Genomic DNA, 15,647 nt, shown 5'->3' on the forward strand with positions numbered 1-15,647 from the left:
ACAAAAATGGGCCGTTGTTGTATAATTATCTCAGTGAGGTGGATGCAATGGCGAAGACTTTGTCCGACATCAAAAGATCGCTTGATGGTAACTTAGGTAAACGTTTGACGTTAAAGGCTAACGGAGGCCGCCGTAAAACAATTGAGCGTTCGGGCATTTTAGCTGAAACGTACCCTTCTGTATTTGTGATTCAATTAGATCAAGATGAGAATTCGTTTGAAAGAGTTTCTTACAGTTATGCAGATATACTGACTGAGACGGTCGAATTAACGTTCGATGATACCGCTAGCTCAGTCGCCTATTAATGGGCAGTGAACTTCTTGTTTACTGCTTTTTGTTTTGCCTTTTTTTCTGAATGGGAGTCTGTCCATTTTTTGAAAGGGGTAAAAGAAAGGATTCGATACAAAATAAGAAAGCCACAAAAGCAGTGGCACTGATTCGAATTCTCGACTAAAGGGGCTGTTTCGTTTGGGTAGACGCCGAGGCATTATGTCAGATGAGTTCAAATACGAGCTGGCGAAGGATCTTGGATTTTATGATACCGTCAAAAATGGAGGCTGGGGAGAAATTCGTGCGCGTGACGCAGGTAATATGGTCAAACGTGCCATCGAATTAGCTCAGCAGCACATGGCTCAGGATGAGAATCAACGATAGAAAAATGGTCAGGGATACCTCAGGTGTCTCTGGCTTTTTTTGCTGAAAAAGTCAGTGTGCTGGGCGTAAAAGCCAATATTCATCAGATCCATCAAATGTGATACAATATTGATACTTATGTTTAGATGGAGAAGTAGGTGAAATGTTTGCGTATTTTAGAAAAAGCACCGGCAAAAATTAATCTCTCACTTGATGTTCATGGAAAAAGACCGGATGGATATCACGAAGTAGAGATGGTGATGACAACAATAGACCTTGCAGATCGACTTGAGCTGACGGAGCTGGACAAAGACGAAATCCGTGTATCATCTCATAATCGATTTGTGCCAGATGATCAGCGTAACTTGGCTTATCAGGCGGCTAAATTACTCAAAACAAGGTTCGGTATTCAAAAAGGAGTATCGATTGTCATCACAAAAGCAATACCTGTTGCAGCAGGTTTAGCTGGAGGCAGCAGTGATGCTGCAGCAGCGCTTCGCGGTTTAAACCGTTTGTGGAAGTTGAATCTCACGTTAGATGAACTAGCTGAGCTTGGAGCGGAGATCGGCTCAGATGTGTCTTTTTGTGTACACGGAGGCACAGCACTAGCGACAGGACGTGGAGAAAAACTGAAGCATATCGCGACACCGCCGCATTGCTGGGTGATTTTAGCGAAGCCGGTGATTGGGGTATCTACAGCTGAAGTTTATAGACAATATGACGCAAGCAAAGTAGAACACCCAAATGTACAGCGTATGATTGAAGCCATTGAAGCGAAAGATTATAAAGAGATGTGCGGCTCACTCGGTAACGTTCTGGAGTCTGTGACATTAAAGATGTATCCGGAAGTAGATATGATCAAAAGACAGATGAAGCGTTTCGGTGCTGATGCTGTATTAATGAGTGGAAGCGGCCCAACTGTATTTGGCTTGATTCAATATGAATCGAAGGTACAAAGAATATATAACGGACTGAGAGGATTTTGTGATCAAGTATACGCTGTCCGCATGATCGGCGAACAAAATGCCCTTGATTAAATCCGTATATTAAGTTATATTATTCATAAATTATTCGGGTTCTGGGGGTAAGTTCATGAAGTTTCGTCGAAGCGGCAGATTGGTGGACTTAACAAATTATTTGTTAGCCCACCCGCACGTACTAGTACCTTTAACTTTTTTTGCAGAACGTTATCAATCTGCAAAGTCCTCCATTAGTGAAGACTTAACGATTATCAAACAGACCTTCGAACAGCAGGGAATAGGCACATTGCTTACTGTACCTGGCGCTGCTGGCGGAGTGAAATATATTCCTAAAATTCACCTAAAAGAAGCAGATGACGTAGTAAACGATATCGGAGAGGCATTATCAACTCCTGAACGTGTACTTCCTGGCGGTTATTTATATTTAACCGATGTTTTAGGTAATCCATCGATTCTTGCGAAAATCGGTAAGCTGTTTGCGACCATCTTTGCGGACCGTGCGATTGATGTCGTCATGACCGTTGCGACAAAGGGTATTCCAATTGCCTATTCTGTTGCGGGTTATTTAAATGTGCCTGTTGTGATCGTTAGAAAAGATAATAAGGTAACCGAAGGATCAACAGTCAGTATTAATTATGCGTCAGGTTCGTCTAACCGAATTCAAACCATGTCCCTTGCAAAGCGCAGCTTAGATAAAGGCTCCAATGTGCTGATCATTGATGACTTTATGAAAGCGGGCGGAACCATTAACGGCATGATGAATTTGCTTGAGGAATTTAATGCAAATGTTGCAGGGATCGGTGTTCTTTTAGAAGATGAAGGCGTAGATGAACGTCTTGTCGATGAATATGTCTCATTGTTAAAGCTTTCAACCATTGATATGAAGCAAAAAATCATTGAGATCAATGAAGGCAATTTCCACGAGTTTTTTCATCCGAAAGCGTAAGCTTTGATTAAACATGTATTTGAATGGGAGAGATTGATATGACAAAAGTTGTTCAAACCAAACATGCACCAGCAGCCATTGGACCTTACTCTCAAGGAATTATTGTCAATAACATGTTTTACAGCTCAGGGCAAATTCCATTAACCACAGCTGGAGATTTTGTCAATGGAGATATTAAAGAACAAACACATCAAGTATTCCGTAATCTTGAGGCTGTACTTGAAGCAGCAGGTGCTTCCTTTGAAACGGTCGTGAAAGCAACTGTTTTCATCAAGGATATGGAACAATTCGCTGAAGTGAATGAAGTGTACGGTGAGTATTTCCATACACATAAGCCAGCTCGTTCATGTGTGGAAGTGGCAAGACTTCCAAAGGATGCGCTTGTAGAAATAGAAGTAGTTGCATTAGTGAAATAAACAGGCACTCTCAATGAAAGCCGTTTGGTTTCATCATATGCAGGGAAAGACATCATCATGATGTCTTTTTTTATGCTGAGAATGTAAGCGTCGTCACGAATATGACAAATAATGTATAAATATCCCGATATTTCAAAAAAGTTTAAAAAAAGAGCAGGAGAATCACCACGATCGTTGAATACCTAAGTAATGCTTTTATATTGGGAAAAGGTGGTGAACTACTGTGGAAGTTACTGACGTAAGATTACGCCGCGTGAATACCGATGGTCGCATGAGGGCGATTGCATCCATCACGCTGGACCACGAATTTGTTGTTCATGATATTCGTGTGATTGATGGAAATAATGGGTTGTTTGTTGCAATGCCTAGCAAACGCACGCCCGATGGAGAGTTTCGCGACATTGCACATCCAATTAATTCAAGCACTCGGGGTAAAATCCAAGATGCTGTATTAAATGAATATCATCGCTTAGGCGAAGAGGAAGAAACAATTGAATATGAAGAAGCTGGAGCTTCTTAATCATACGTGAACCTAAAAAGACAGCTTTAAGAGAAAATGAATGTTTTCTTTTAAATGCTGTTTTTTTTGCGTTCTTTCTCTTGTTTCTTAAGTCTTTCATCTGTTAGAAAATTATTGTACTTCCTTATGTATCCTTGAAATCAGTCTTTATTTAGGATATATTTTTCTATGGATAATAGGGATATTGGAGGCCAATCAATGGATAAGCGGTTCGCAGTGATTTTAGCAGCGGGAAAAGGAACGAGAATGAAGTCAAAGCTATATAAAGTACTTCATCCAGTTTGCGGAAAGCCAATGGTCGAGCATGTGGCAGATGAAGCGTTAAAGCTTTCTTTAGCCAAGCTAGTGACGATTGTCGGTCATGGTGCAGAGGACGTGAAAGAGCAGCTTGGAGACAGAAGTGAGTATGCACTTCAAGAAGAACAGCTGGGAACAGCCCATGCCGTTAAACAAGCAAAGTCGTTCCTCGCGCAGGAAAAGGGAACAACCATTGTCATTTGTGGTGATACGCCATTATTGACAGCGGAAACAATGGAAGCCATGTTAAGCGAGCATCAAAAACATCAAGCGAAAGTCACTATTTTAACAGCACATGCGGATGATCCAACAGGCTATGGCCGTATTATTCGTGACGAAACAGGTGCTGTCGTGAAAATTGTGGAGCATAAAGATGCGAACGATGCAGAGCGTCAAGTGAATGAAATTAATACAGGGACTTATTGCTTTTCAAATGAAGATCTCTTCCGTGTGATTGAGCAAGTGTCGAATGAAAATGCACAGGGTGAATACTACTTGCCAGACGTTATTGAAATTCTAAAAAATGAAGGGCAAACAGTTGCAGCTTATCAAACACCGCATTTTGAAGAAACACTTGGAGTCAATGACCGTATCGCTCTATCACAAGCAGAGCAATTCATGAAGCGACGTATTAATCATCAGCATATGAAGAATGGTGTGACCTTGATTAATCCTGAGAACACGTATATTTCGCCAGATGCTGTCATCGGTGAAGATACAGTTATTTATCCTGGGACGGTCATCAAAGGGAATGTAAAAATCGGTGCAGACGCCACTATTGGGCCAAACACTGAAATTGTTGACAGCATCATCGGAGATCGAACAGTTATTAAGCAATCTGTCGTCTGCGATAGTGAGGTTGGAGTTGATGTGACAATTGGACCGTTTGCTCATATTCGCCCATTGTCGAAAATTGGCGATGAAGTAAAAATCGGAAATTTTGTCGAAATCAAGAAAACAGTTTTTGGAGACCGCAGCAAAGCATCTCATCTAAGCTACATTGGAGACGCAGAGGTCGGAACTGATGTAAATCTTGGCTGTGGTTCCATTACAGTCAACTATGATGGGAAAAACAAATTCTTAACGAAGATTGAAGACGGCGCATTTATTGGCTGTAATTCAAATCTCGTTGCACCAGTCACTGTCGGAAAAGGGGCATATGTTGCAGCCGGTTCAACGGTTACAGAAGATGTACCGCAGGATGCATTGTCTATTGCTAGAGCAAGACAAGTCAATAAAGAAGATTATGTGAAAAATATTCATAAAAAATAATCCAAATACCCGGAGGTTTACCATGTCTAATCGTTATGCTGATGCGAATTTAAAGATATTCTCTTTGAATTCAAACCCTGAACTTGCCAAAGAAATTGCCGATCGTATCGGAGTTGATGTAGGAAAGAGCTCTGTTAAACGCTTTAGTGACGGTGAAGTCCAAATCAATATTGAAGAAAGTATCCGCGGCTGTGATTGTTATGTTATTCAATCAACAAGTGCGCCAGTCAATGAGCATATTATGGAACTGCTCATTATGGTGGATGCGCTAAAACGCGCTTCTGCGAAAACTGTCAATATTGTGATCCCTTATTACGGATATGCACGTCAAGATCGTAAAGCAAAACCTCGTGAGCCAATCACTGCGAAGCTTTTTGCAAACTTGCTTGAAACAGCAGGTGCTACACGTGTGATTGCGCTTGATCTTCATGCGCCGCAAATCCAAGGTTTCTTCGATATTCCAATCGATAACTTAATGGCTGTGCCAATCTTAACAAACTATTTCGAACAGAAGAATTTGAATGATATCGTTGTTGTGTCTCCTGACCACGGTGGTGTGACACGTGCGCGTAAAATGGCAGACCGCCTGAAAGCGCCAATCGCAATTATCGACAAACGCCGTCCAAAGCCAAACGTTGCTGAAGTCATGAACATTATTGGTAACATTGAAGGCAAAACGGCGATTCTGATCGATGATATTATTGATACGGCTGGTACTATTACACTTGCTGCAAATGCGCTAGTCGAAAATGGAGCAGCTGAAGTATATGCTTGCTGTACGCACCCAGTCTTGTCTGGACCAGCAGTAGAACGCATCACAAACTCTAAAATTAAAGAATTAGTTGTAACAAACAGTATTCAATTAACTGATGACAAGAAAGTTGGAAAATTCATTCCGCTTTCAGTTGGGCCTTTGCTTGCAGAAGCCATCATCCGTGTACATGAAGAAGAATCTGTGAGCTACCTTTTTAGCTGATTATCTGATTAAAAAAGGCCCTAGGCATCAAGCTTAGGGTCTTTTTGCTATCATCATTCACGGCAAATAGGTTTAAAATGATTCGGTTATGGGTAATTATGAGAGTAGTGACAAAAAAGAAATAGGATGGTGCTGAATATGGCAACTTTAAAAGCAAATAAAAGAACTGATTTCAAACGTTCCACACTGCAAAAAATCCGTCATTCAGGACACGTTCCTGGTGTCATATACGGAAAAAATACAGACAATCTGGCTGTTTCATTAGACAGCATCGATTTATTAAAAACCTTACGTGATGAAGGGAAGAATACAATCATCACCTTAGATGTGGGTGGTGAAACGAAATCTGTGATGGTGACAGAATTACAAACAGATCCGCTGAAAAACGAACTTGTTCATGCTGATTTCCAAGTCGTTGACTTACAGCGTGAAATTGAGGCAGATGTACCAATACAGCTGATTGGCGAGTCTAAAGGGGTAAAAGATGGCGGTGTGCTTCAGCAGCCACTATTTGAACTATCTGTTACAGCGAAACCAAAAGATATTCCGCAGAATATTGAAGCTGATATTACAAACTTAGAAGTCAATGATGTCTTAACAGTTGCTGATCTGCCTGTTCAGTCATCTTATCAAATCAATAACGATCCAGAAGAAGTCGTTGCCTCCATTCTGCCGCCTCAGCAATCAGAGGTTCCTGAGCCAGATAGCGAAGAAGAGCCGCAAGAGCCTGAGGCCATTAAAGAAAAGGATGACGATGGAGAATAACTGGTCATTTAGAGACGTAACCCTCCCGCGGTTGCGTCTTTTGTGCTAGAATGAAAAGAATTCATACGTTTTTACATGAGGCAATCTGATTGGCTCATTTTTTAGGCGTGTGCTGTGTGACAAAGGAGGTTATTGGTTTCATGATTGCATTCGTTGGATTAGGCAATCCAGGAAAAGAATATGAAAAAACAAGACATAATGTCGGGTTTATGACAATAGATGAATTATCGAAAAAATGGGACATTCCTTTAAATCAATCAAAATTCCATGGACAATTTGGAACTGGGTTTGTTTCGGGGCAAAAGGTTCTACTTGTAAAGCCGCTTACATATATGAACTTATCAGGAGAATGTGTGCGTCCGCTGTTGGACTATTACGATATTCCCCTCGAACATTTGAAAGTGATCTATGATGATCTTGATTTGCCAACTGGACGGATTCGCTTACGTACAAAAGGAAGTGCAGGCGGGCATAATGGAATCAAATCATTGATTCAGCATTTAGGCTCACCTGAATTTGACCGATTCCGTATCGGCATTGGACGTCCTCAAAACGGCATGAAGGTCGTTGATTACGTACTAGGACGTTTCTCAGAAGAAGAACAGCCTGACATCGCATCAGCCATTCAATCGTCTGTCGAGGCCTGTGAAGCGGCTTTAAAAAAGCCGTTTTTAGAAGTGATGAATGATTTTAACAAGAAGGTATAAGAATGATAAGCGAAGCACATACTGATCATAAAATCTCAGCATGGGAGGATCACGTATGGCTTTGCATTATTACTGCCGCCACTGTGGTGTAAAGGTTGGCAGTCTAGATGAATCCGCTGTCCAAAGTGAAGCACTTGGATTTCATCACTTAACAAATGAGGAAAGAAACGATATGATTTCTTATAGGGAAAATGGTGATTTACATGTACAAACCATTTGTGAGGATTGCCAAGAGGCGCTCGAAAGAAATCCTGATTACCATCAGTATCATACTTTTATTCAATAAAAAAGCTTTGGTGTAGATATTAGACCAAAGCGTTTTTCTGTTTTAAACAAACAGGGAGGAGGAGCCAAATGAAAAACATACAATCATTTATCAAACAAAGTGATGATTTTCAGTCCATTTTTAATGGGCTAAAGGAAGGGTTAAAAGAACAGCTGCTTGCCGGACTATCAGGCTCCGTCAGATCTTTATTTACAGCCGCGATATCAGACGAACTGAAGCGGCCGATGTTTATTGTGACTCACAATTTATATCAGGCGCAGAAGGTTACAGATGATCTAGCAAGTGTGATGCCAGATCGCTCGGTTCTTCTTTATCCTGTCAATGAACTCATCGCTTCAGAAATTGCAGTGGCAAGTCCTGAGCTGAGAGCACAGCGTTTGGATGTCTTGAATCGACTTGCGAATGGAGAAAACCCCATTATCGTCACTCCCGCTGCTGCGGTTCGCAGGATGCTTCCGCCAGTTGAGCTCTGGAAGGAGAGTCAGATCCATTTAAAGATCGGTGAAGAAATTGATTTGGAGGCGTTTTCAAAACAGCTCGTACAAATTGGTTATGACCGGACGTCGATGGTTGCAGCGCCCGGAGATTTTAGTGTGCGCGGAGGAATTATCGACATCTATGCGTTAACGGAAGATCATCCAATCCGTATTGAACTGTTTGATACAGAAATAGACTCGATTCGAACGTTTCATTCGGATACACAGCGTTCATTAGAAACCCTTCAAGAAATCAAAATAGGTCCTGCAAAAGAGTTAATTGTGAGAGGTCCTGAACGAGTGAGAGCCATTGAACAGCTTGATCAAGGGCTGGCGAAGAGCTTAAAGAAATTCAACTCAGATCAGCAAAAAGAACTGCTTCATCAAAATATATCTGCTGATCGCGAGAAGCTGTTAGAAGGCATCGTGACACAGGAAATGACGAAGTACCTGTCCTATTTCTATGAAAAGCCTGCTAGTTTGCTAGATTACACATCGCAGGATACGATTATTATTTTAGATGAAATCAGCAGAATTCAGGAGATGGAAGAACAGCTTGAACAGGAAGAAGCCGATTGGACAATTAGTCTGCTTGAAGAAGGCAATATTCTTCATGATTTATCTCTATCTTTCCCGTTCCAAGAACTGATCAATCAGCAATCGAGATCCATTCTGTACTACTCTTTGTTCCTGAGACATGTCCAGCAGACAAATCCGCAAAATATCGTCAATGTATCTAGTAAGCAAATGCAGAATTTCCACGGACAGATGAATGTGCTGGCGAGTGAAATTGAACGCTATAAAAAACAGCAATACACGGTTGTCTTCTTAGGTGCTGATGAAGAGCGGACAGAAAAGCTGTCGTCTGTTCTGCATGATTATGACATTGAAGCCGCTCTTGCTAAACCGGACGCTGAGCTTGTGAGCAGACAGGTGTATATTTTACAAGGTGAGCTGCAAACAGGCTTTGAACTGCCGTTATCAAAAATTGCTGTAATCACAGAAGGTGAACTCTTCAAGAAACGTGTGAAAAAACAGGCGCGTAAGCAAAAGCTGACCAATGCAGAGCGGATCAAGAGCTATTCAGAGCTTCAAGTCGGCGATTATGTGGTGCACATTAACCACGGGATCGGTAAATATTTAGGAATTGAAACGCTTGAAATCGGCGGCATTCATAAAGATTATTTAAATATTCATTATCAAGGAAGCGACAAGCTTTATGTACCGGTTGAACAAATTGATCAGGTGCAGAAATATGTAGGATCAGAAGGTAAAGAACCAAAGCTGTACAAACTAGGCGGCAGCGATTGGAAACGCGTGAAGAAAAAAGTTGAAACATCTGTACAGGACATCGCAGATGATCTGATTAAACTGTACGCAGAACGCGAGGCAAGCAAAGGATATGCTTTCTCGCCTGATCATGAGATGCAGCGCCAGTTTGAATCTGCGTTCCCTTACCAGGAAACAGATGATCAAATCCGTTCGATTCACGAAATTAAACAGGATATGGAGCGGGAACGTCCAATGGACCGTCTGCTTTGTGGAGATGTGGGTTACGGAAAAACGGAGGTGGCTATTCGTGCGGCCTTCAAAGCGATTGCTGACGGAAAGCAGGTAGCCCTGCTTGTTCCGACAACCATCTTAGCACAGCAGCATTTTGACACAATCATGGACCGATTCCAAGACTACCCTGTCAAAATTGCGCAGCTGAGCCGTTTCCGTACAAGAAAAGAAACAACTGAAACGTTAAAAGGGCTGAAAAACGGAACGATCGATATGGTTATCGGCACACACCGCCTTCTTTCAAAAGACATCGTCTACAAGGATTTAGGACTGTTGATCATTGATGAGGAACAGCGTTTTGGTGTGACGCATAAAGAGAAAATTAAGCAGATGAAAGCCAATATTGACGTACTGACATTAACAGCTACCCCAATTCCGCGTACGCTTCATATGTCCATGCTTGGCGTACGGGATTTATCAGTGATTGAAACACCGCCTGAAAATCGATTCCCTGTTCAAACCTATGTGGTCGAGTACAATGGCGCTCTAGTCAGAGAAGCGATTGAGCGAGAATTAGCACGCGGCGGTCAAGTGTACTTCCTTTACAACCGTGTTGAGGATATTGAACGAAAAGCAGACGAAATCTCCATGCTAGTCCCAGACGCAAAAGTCAGTTATGCGCACGGGAAAATGAGTGAGAACGAGCTTGAATCAGTGATGATCAATTTCCTTGAAGGTGAATCAGATGTATTGGTCAGTACCACCATCATTGAAACGGGAGTCGATATTCCAAATGTGAACACGCTCATCGTCCACGATGCCGATAAAATGGGGCTCTCTCAGCTGTACCAGCTAAGAGGACGAGTCGGGCGTTCGAACCGTGTCGCTTATGCTTATTTCACGTATCGAAAAGATAAAGTTCTTTCTGAAGTTGCGGAGAAAAGACTTCAAGCCATTAAAGAATTCACAGAGCTCGGATCTGGGTTTAAAATTGCGATGCGTGATTTAACAATTCGAGGAGCAGGGAACTTACTTGGTGCTCAGCAGCATGGCTTCATTGATTCGGTTGGATTCGACCTCTATTCTCAAATGCTGAAAGAAGCCATTGAGGAAAGAAGAGGCGATACAACGGCTCAAGATAAGTTCGAGCCAGAAATTGATCTGCAAATTGATGCTTACATCCCAGACACTTATATTTCGGATGGCAAGCAAAAGATTGAAATGTATAAACAGTTCAGAGCAATTGGATCGATTGAAGAGAGAAAAGAGCTTCAGGATGAAATGATCGACCGATTTGGTGAATATCCGCAAGAAGTGGCTGACTTGTTTACGATTGCGACAATGAAGGTGTACGCTGTCCAGGAACGTGTCGAGCTGATCAAGATGGAGAAAGGCATTGTCAGAATGACCCTTGATGAGAAAGCAAGCGGTGAAATCGACGGTCAAAAATTATTTGAGCTCGGCAGTAAATATGGACGTGAAATCGGGTTAGGAATGGAAGGCAGCAAACTGATTATTTCTGTCCAAACGAAAGGCAAGAAGACAGAGGAATGGCTTGAGGTTGTTCTTAACATGCTTCGAGGCCTTCAAGATGTGAAAAAAGAAACCATTCCATCTTCATAAAATTTTGTTTGTCTCTCGTGTATATTACGTTTGATGTGACGGATACTAAACTCAGGGTCAAGTGGTGAATGTTGCATAAAGTGGACGCTTTTGTTCCATTCACCCAACACATCATCAAACGAAAGAGAGGCAGCAGTGAATGAAAGCAACTGGAATTGTACGCCGCATCGATGATCTAGGTAGAGTGGTTATTCCGAAGGAGATTCGCAGAACATTGCGCATTCGGGAAGGAGATCCGCTTGAGATTTTCGTCGACCGCGATGGAGAAGTGATTTTGAAGAAGTATTCGCCGATTAGTGAGCTAGGAGACTTTGCGAAGGAATATGCTGATGCATTATTCGACAGTTTGGGTCATTCCATCCTGATCTGTGATCGAGATACGTATATTGCTGTATCCGGCAGTTCGAAAAAAGAGTACTTAAACAAATCCATCAGTGATTTACTTGAACGAACAATGGATCAGCGTAATTCTGTGTTAGAAGAAAGCAAAAAAGAAATTCAACTTGTCGATGGTATTGATGATGACGTATCTTCTTATACCATTGCACCTATTGTTGCAAACGGAGATCCGATTGGCGCCGTCGTCTTATTTTCTAAAGAGCGTTCAATGGGAGAAGTGGAGCATAAAGCGGCAGAGACAGCAGCTGGCTTCTTAGCCCGTCAAATGGAACATTAGGTCTAATAACTCTATATCATTTTGATAAAACGAAAGAATGCCGATGAAATCATTTGATTTTGTCGGTTTTTTATATGGAATGAAACAAAACGAGACATGTGCCGTCTACTCCTTAGAAAGGAACGTCTTTTTCACGTATGATATAATGAGTGCGTTTAACTGTAGATCTATTTTAAAGGAGTCATCCATGAAAAATGCTGTGAATCAGCCGCACTGGCTTTTCCAGGGTGCGGTGATTTTGACCATCGCAGGCTTGTTATCAAAGGTACTAAGTGCCGTTTACCGTGTCCCGTTTCAAAACATCGTAGGGGACACAGGGTTTTATATTTATCAGCAGGTATATCCTTTCCTTGGCATTGCCATCATGCTTGGTACAACAGGTTTTCCTGTCATGGTGTCCAAGCTTTTGAGTGAGCATGGGGAAGAGAATCGACGGATCATTACAAGGGTATCCTTGGTCTATATCACTTTACTGAGCCTGGTCTTATTTCTTTGTCTTTACATAGGAGCAGGCACAATTGCGGGTCTTATGGCAGACAGTCAATTAATTCTGCTCATCCAGATGAGTGCTTTTGTGTTTCTATTTCTGCCGCTCACTGTGATGCTGAGGGGAGTTTTTCAGAGTGACGGTCTGATGCTTCCAACGGCTGTTTCTCAGTTGGTTGAGCAGCTCATCAGGGTAGGTGTCCTGCTTGTTTTATCCTTCTATTTCGTGAGGCACGGCTATTCGCTTTATGAAACAGGGGCGGGTGCAGTGTTCTCTTCTATCGCGGGAAGTGCGGCCTCGCTCATTTTGCTTCTTTTCCTTTGGCTGACCTATCGAAAGCAGTCTGCTGCAAGTATGTCAGGCAAACAGACACTTCGAAAAAAAGATGTTATGAAGAGTTTGGTGCTGTATACATTGACGATTTGTGTCAGCGGTTTGCTCATTTTATGGATGCAAATGATTGATGCTTTTCATCTGTATGCGTTGCTGCGCAGCGAGGGTCTCAGTGAAGCGGCGGCAAAGGCAGCGAAAGGTGTATATGACCGAGGCCAGCCTTTCTTACAGCTCGGAACGGTGTTTGCCATCAGCATCGGAACCTCACTTGTGCCATTTTTATCGGCAGCCATGAGGAATGGAGAGCATGAAACGATACAGCAAAAAGTTCGGTCATCGGTTAAGACCACGTCGGTATTAGGGATAGGGTCAGCGGTTGGACTGATTTGTATTTTAGCACCAGTCAATACAATGCTTTTTCGTAATGACTTAGGCACCGATGCCTTGCAAATATTCTGTATATCGATCGTCTTTACGTCGATTGCCATTACGCAGGCGGCTTTACTGCAAGGGCTCGGGCATACTGTATATCCTGCTGTTGTGGTGGTTCTCAGCGTGCTGGTGAAATGGATTTTAACGATTGCGCTTGTACCGTTATTTGGTATCCACGGTGCCGCGTGGTCAACTGTATGTGGTTTTCTCACAGCAGCCGTGCTCAATGCCGTTTATTTGAAGCATAAAGGATGGATTTCGTTGAGAGAGCTGTTCCCGGTGAAAATTCTTTTATCAGCCGCCTTCATGGCTGTGGTCTTAATAGGATATCAGGCTCTGTTTTCATGGGTGATTCCCTTTGAAAAACGCCCGTTTTCCGTTTTAGAGAGCCTGACATCAGTTTTTATTGGTGGTTTCGCCTTTTTATATAGTATTCTTAAGCTAGAAGTATTTACGGACGAGGAATGGAGACTCATTCCATTAGGAGAAAAGATTTTATATTTTAAACAGATGAGAGGGAATCAAAATGGCAGGTAAGATTACCGTCGTCGGTCTCGGGGCAGGCGACATGGATCAGCTGACGCTCGGTGTATATAAGCAGCTGAAGCAGGCGAAAGAAGTATTTATGAGAACGCAGGATCATCCGCTTACCGCAGAGTTAATGCAGGAGGTCCCATCTCTCACCTTTTTTGATGAAATTTATGAAAAGCACGATCAGTTTGATCAGGTGTATCAGGAAATTACCGAAATATTATTTGCAGAGGCAGCGGAAAAAGACATTGTGTACGCTGTACCTGGTCATCCATTTGTGGCAGAAAAGACCGTACAGCTGCTCGTCGCCGGGCAGAAAGAGCGCGGGATTGAGGTGTCTGTCGCTGGTGGACAAAGCTTTCTAGATGCGACATTCAACTCCTTGCAGATTGACCCCATCGAGGGATTACAATTCGTTGATGCAGGGGATATGAGAGCGGATGATCTGAAATTAACCCAGCACGTCCTGATTTGTCAGGTATATGATCAGATGACAGCTTCGAATGTGAAACTCACGCTGATGGAAAAGCTCCCTGACGATTATGAAATTTATATTGTGACAGCAGCTGGAAGCAGTCAGGAACAGATTACTGCCGTTCCTTTATTTGAACTTGATCGAGATGTGTCGATAAATAACTTAACGAGTGTTTATGTTCCTCCAATTCAAGATGAACAGATGCTTTATCAACAATTTGACACCTTCCGTGACGTCATACGTATATTAAGAGGTCCGGGCGGCTGTCCATGGGATCAAAAACAAACCAATGAATCACTCAAACCATATTTAATTGAAGAATGCTATGAACTGCTTGAAGCGATAGATGAAGATGACCCAGATCATATGGTGGAAGAGCTTGGTGATGTGCTGCTGCAGGTGCTGCTTCACGCTCAAATTGGCGAAGATGACGGTTATTTCTCAATCGATGACGTCATTCAGCATGTCACAGAAAAAATGATTCGGCGGCACCCCCATGTGTTTGGTGACACGAATGTTTCTGAGGCAGCAGATGTGGTTGCCAACTGGGAAAAAATCAAGCAGCAGGAGAAGCCAGAGCGGACCGGTTCTATTTTGCAATCGATTCCGGCGACACTTCCAGCACTAACAAAGGCATATAAGCTCCAAAAGAAAGCTGCCAAGGTAGGCTTTGATTGGACAGATGTTCAAGATATTTGGAACAAATACGAAGAAGAAAAGCAGGAATTTCTCGATGAAGTGGCAGAGAAGACGAACGATGGTGCAACGAAGCAGATGAAAGATGAATTTGGAGATCTTTTGTTTGTTCTCGTCAATATTGGCCGGTTCTATCACTTAGAGCCTGAAACGGCGCTCGCTTCTGCCAACACAAAATTCATACGGCGCTTTCAGCATATCGAACAAAAAGCAAAGGACATAGGCCGTTCATTAGATGACTTAACGCTAGAGGAAATGGACGATCTATGGAACGATGCAAAACGCATAGAAAGAGGTGAAGACACATGAGACTAGATAAATTTTTAAAAGTGTCCCGTTTAATTAAAAGAAGAACATTGGCAAAAGAAGTAGCTGATCAAGGCAGGATTTCTATTAACGGAACACAGGCGAAAGCAAGCTCTGACGTGAAAGAAGGAGATGAGCTGCAAATCCGCTTTGGTCAAAAACTAGTGACTGTTCAAGTCAACGAGTTAAAGGACACGACGAAAAAAGAAGAAGCGGCTGGCATGTATACTGTGCTAAAAGAAGAAAAAACAGCAGAATAGGGCTTGTTCTAAATGACCCTCTGATCACATACAATGCAGTAACATGCAAGT

The 15,647-nt window shown here is 42.4% G+C and carries 16 protein-coding genes; all 16 read left to right on the forward strand.

The annotated features are described in order from the left end of the window. The first annotated feature begins 47 nt into the window (after window positions 1–47). Window positions 48–305 carry a Veg family protein gene (locus NSS80_RS00290; protein ID WP_003217979.1) on the forward strand — a complete coding sequence of 86 codons (258 nt, stop codon included), beginning with the start codon at window positions 48–50 and terminating at the stop codon, window positions 303–305. Window positions 306–468: 163 nt separating this feature from the next. Further along, entirely contained in the window at window positions 469–654 is a 186-nt protein-coding gene (locus NSS80_RS00295; protein ID WP_012008653.1) for a small, acid-soluble spore protein, alpha/beta type, read from the forward strand. Between the two features lie 146 nt (window positions 655–800). Further along, complete coding sequence (gene ispE / locus NSS80_RS00300) at window positions 801–1,670, forward strand: 4-(cytidine 5'-diphospho)-2-C-methyl-D-erythritol kinase (protein WP_019743558.1); 870 nt, start codon at window positions 801–803, stop codon at window positions 1,668–1,670. 55 nt (window positions 1,671–1,725) lie between these two features. Then, the gene (purR, locus tag NSS80_RS00305) at window positions 1,726–2,559 is read left to right on the forward strand and encodes a pur operon repressor (protein ID WP_024427197.1); all 834 of its coding nucleotides are present in this window, start codon (window positions 1,726–1,728) and stop codon (window positions 2,557–2,559) included. A 38-nt stretch (window positions 2,560–2,597) separates the two neighbouring features. Next, window positions 2,598–2,975: a 2-iminobutanoate/2-iminopropanoate deaminase gene (ridA, locus tag NSS80_RS00310; protein WP_317222394.1), complete on the forward strand. Its 378-nt coding sequence runs from the start codon at window positions 2,598–2,600 to the stop codon at window positions 2,973–2,975. 223 nt (window positions 2,976–3,198) lie between these two features. Beyond that, window positions 3,199–3,495, forward strand: coding sequence for a septation regulator SpoVG (spoVG, locus tag NSS80_RS00315; RefSeq protein WP_008357439.1), 297 nt, complete (start codon window positions 3,199–3,201; stop codon window positions 3,493–3,495). Between the two features lie 198 nt (window positions 3,496–3,693). Then, entirely contained in the window at window positions 3,694–5,064 is a 1,371-nt protein-coding gene (gene glmU, locus NSS80_RS00320) for a bifunctional UDP-N-acetylglucosamine diphosphorylase/glucosamine-1-phosphate N-acetyltransferase GlmU (protein WP_041115202.1), read from the forward strand. Window positions 5,065–5,086: 22 nt separating this feature from the next. Beyond that, complete coding sequence (locus tag NSS80_RS00325; RefSeq protein ID WP_024425641.1) at window positions 5,087–6,040, forward strand: ribose-phosphate diphosphokinase; 954 nt, start codon at window positions 5,087–5,089, stop codon at window positions 6,038–6,040. Between the two features lie 138 nt (window positions 6,041–6,178). After that, window positions 6,179–6,805, forward strand: coding sequence for a 50S ribosomal protein L25/general stress protein Ctc (locus NSS80_RS00330; protein ID WP_034284155.1), 627 nt, complete (start codon window positions 6,179–6,181; stop codon window positions 6,803–6,805). 140 nt (window positions 6,806–6,945) lie between these two features. Continuing rightward, the gene (gene pth, locus NSS80_RS00335) at window positions 6,946–7,512 is read left to right on the forward strand and encodes an aminoacyl-tRNA hydrolase (protein WP_317222392.1); all 567 of its coding nucleotides are present in this window, start codon (window positions 6,946–6,948) and stop codon (window positions 7,510–7,512) included. Between the two features lie 55 nt (window positions 7,513–7,567). Then, window positions 7,568–7,798: an anti-sigma-F factor Fin family protein gene (locus NSS80_RS00340; RefSeq protein ID WP_003217967.1), complete on the forward strand. Its 231-nt coding sequence runs from the start codon at window positions 7,568–7,570 to the stop codon at window positions 7,796–7,798. Between the two features lie 68 nt (window positions 7,799–7,866). Next, the gene (gene mfd, locus NSS80_RS00345) at window positions 7,867–11,400 is read left to right on the forward strand and encodes a transcription-repair coupling factor (RefSeq protein WP_317222389.1); all 3,534 of its coding nucleotides are present in this window, start codon (window positions 7,867–7,869) and stop codon (window positions 11,398–11,400) included. 139 nt (window positions 11,401–11,539) lie between these two features. Continuing rightward, window positions 11,540–12,076 carry a stage V sporulation protein T gene (gene spoVT / locus NSS80_RS00350; RefSeq protein ID WP_034284159.1) on the forward strand — a complete coding sequence of 179 codons (537 nt, stop codon included), beginning with the start codon at window positions 11,540–11,542 and terminating at the stop codon, window positions 12,074–12,076. 187 nt (window positions 12,077–12,263) lie between these two features. Beyond that, window positions 12,264–13,865, forward strand: a complete 1,602-nt coding sequence (locus NSS80_RS00355) for a polysaccharide biosynthesis protein (RefSeq protein WP_342498390.1) — start codon at window positions 12,264–12,266, stop codon at window positions 13,863–13,865. Next, window positions 13,855–15,339, forward strand: coding sequence for a nucleoside triphosphate pyrophosphohydrolase (gene mazG, locus NSS80_RS00360; RefSeq protein ID WP_317222387.1), 1,485 nt, complete (start codon window positions 13,855–13,857; stop codon window positions 15,337–15,339). Before NSS80_RS00355 ends, mazG begins: the two co-directional genes overlap by 11 nt. Then, on the forward strand, window positions 15,336–15,596 hold the full coding sequence (locus tag NSS80_RS00365) for an RNA-binding S4 domain-containing protein (RefSeq protein ID WP_008341839.1): 261 nt from the start codon (window positions 15,336–15,338) through the stop codon (window positions 15,594–15,596). The genes mazG and NSS80_RS00365 overlap by 4 nt, the downstream gene beginning before the upstream one ends. The last annotated feature ends 51 nt before the right edge of the window (window positions 15,597–15,647 follow it).

This window comes from Bacillus sp. FSL M8-0350 (assembly GCF_038593345.1).
GTDB classification, from domain to species: Bacteria; Bacillota; Bacilli; order Bacillales; family Bacillaceae; genus Bacillus; species Bacillus safensis.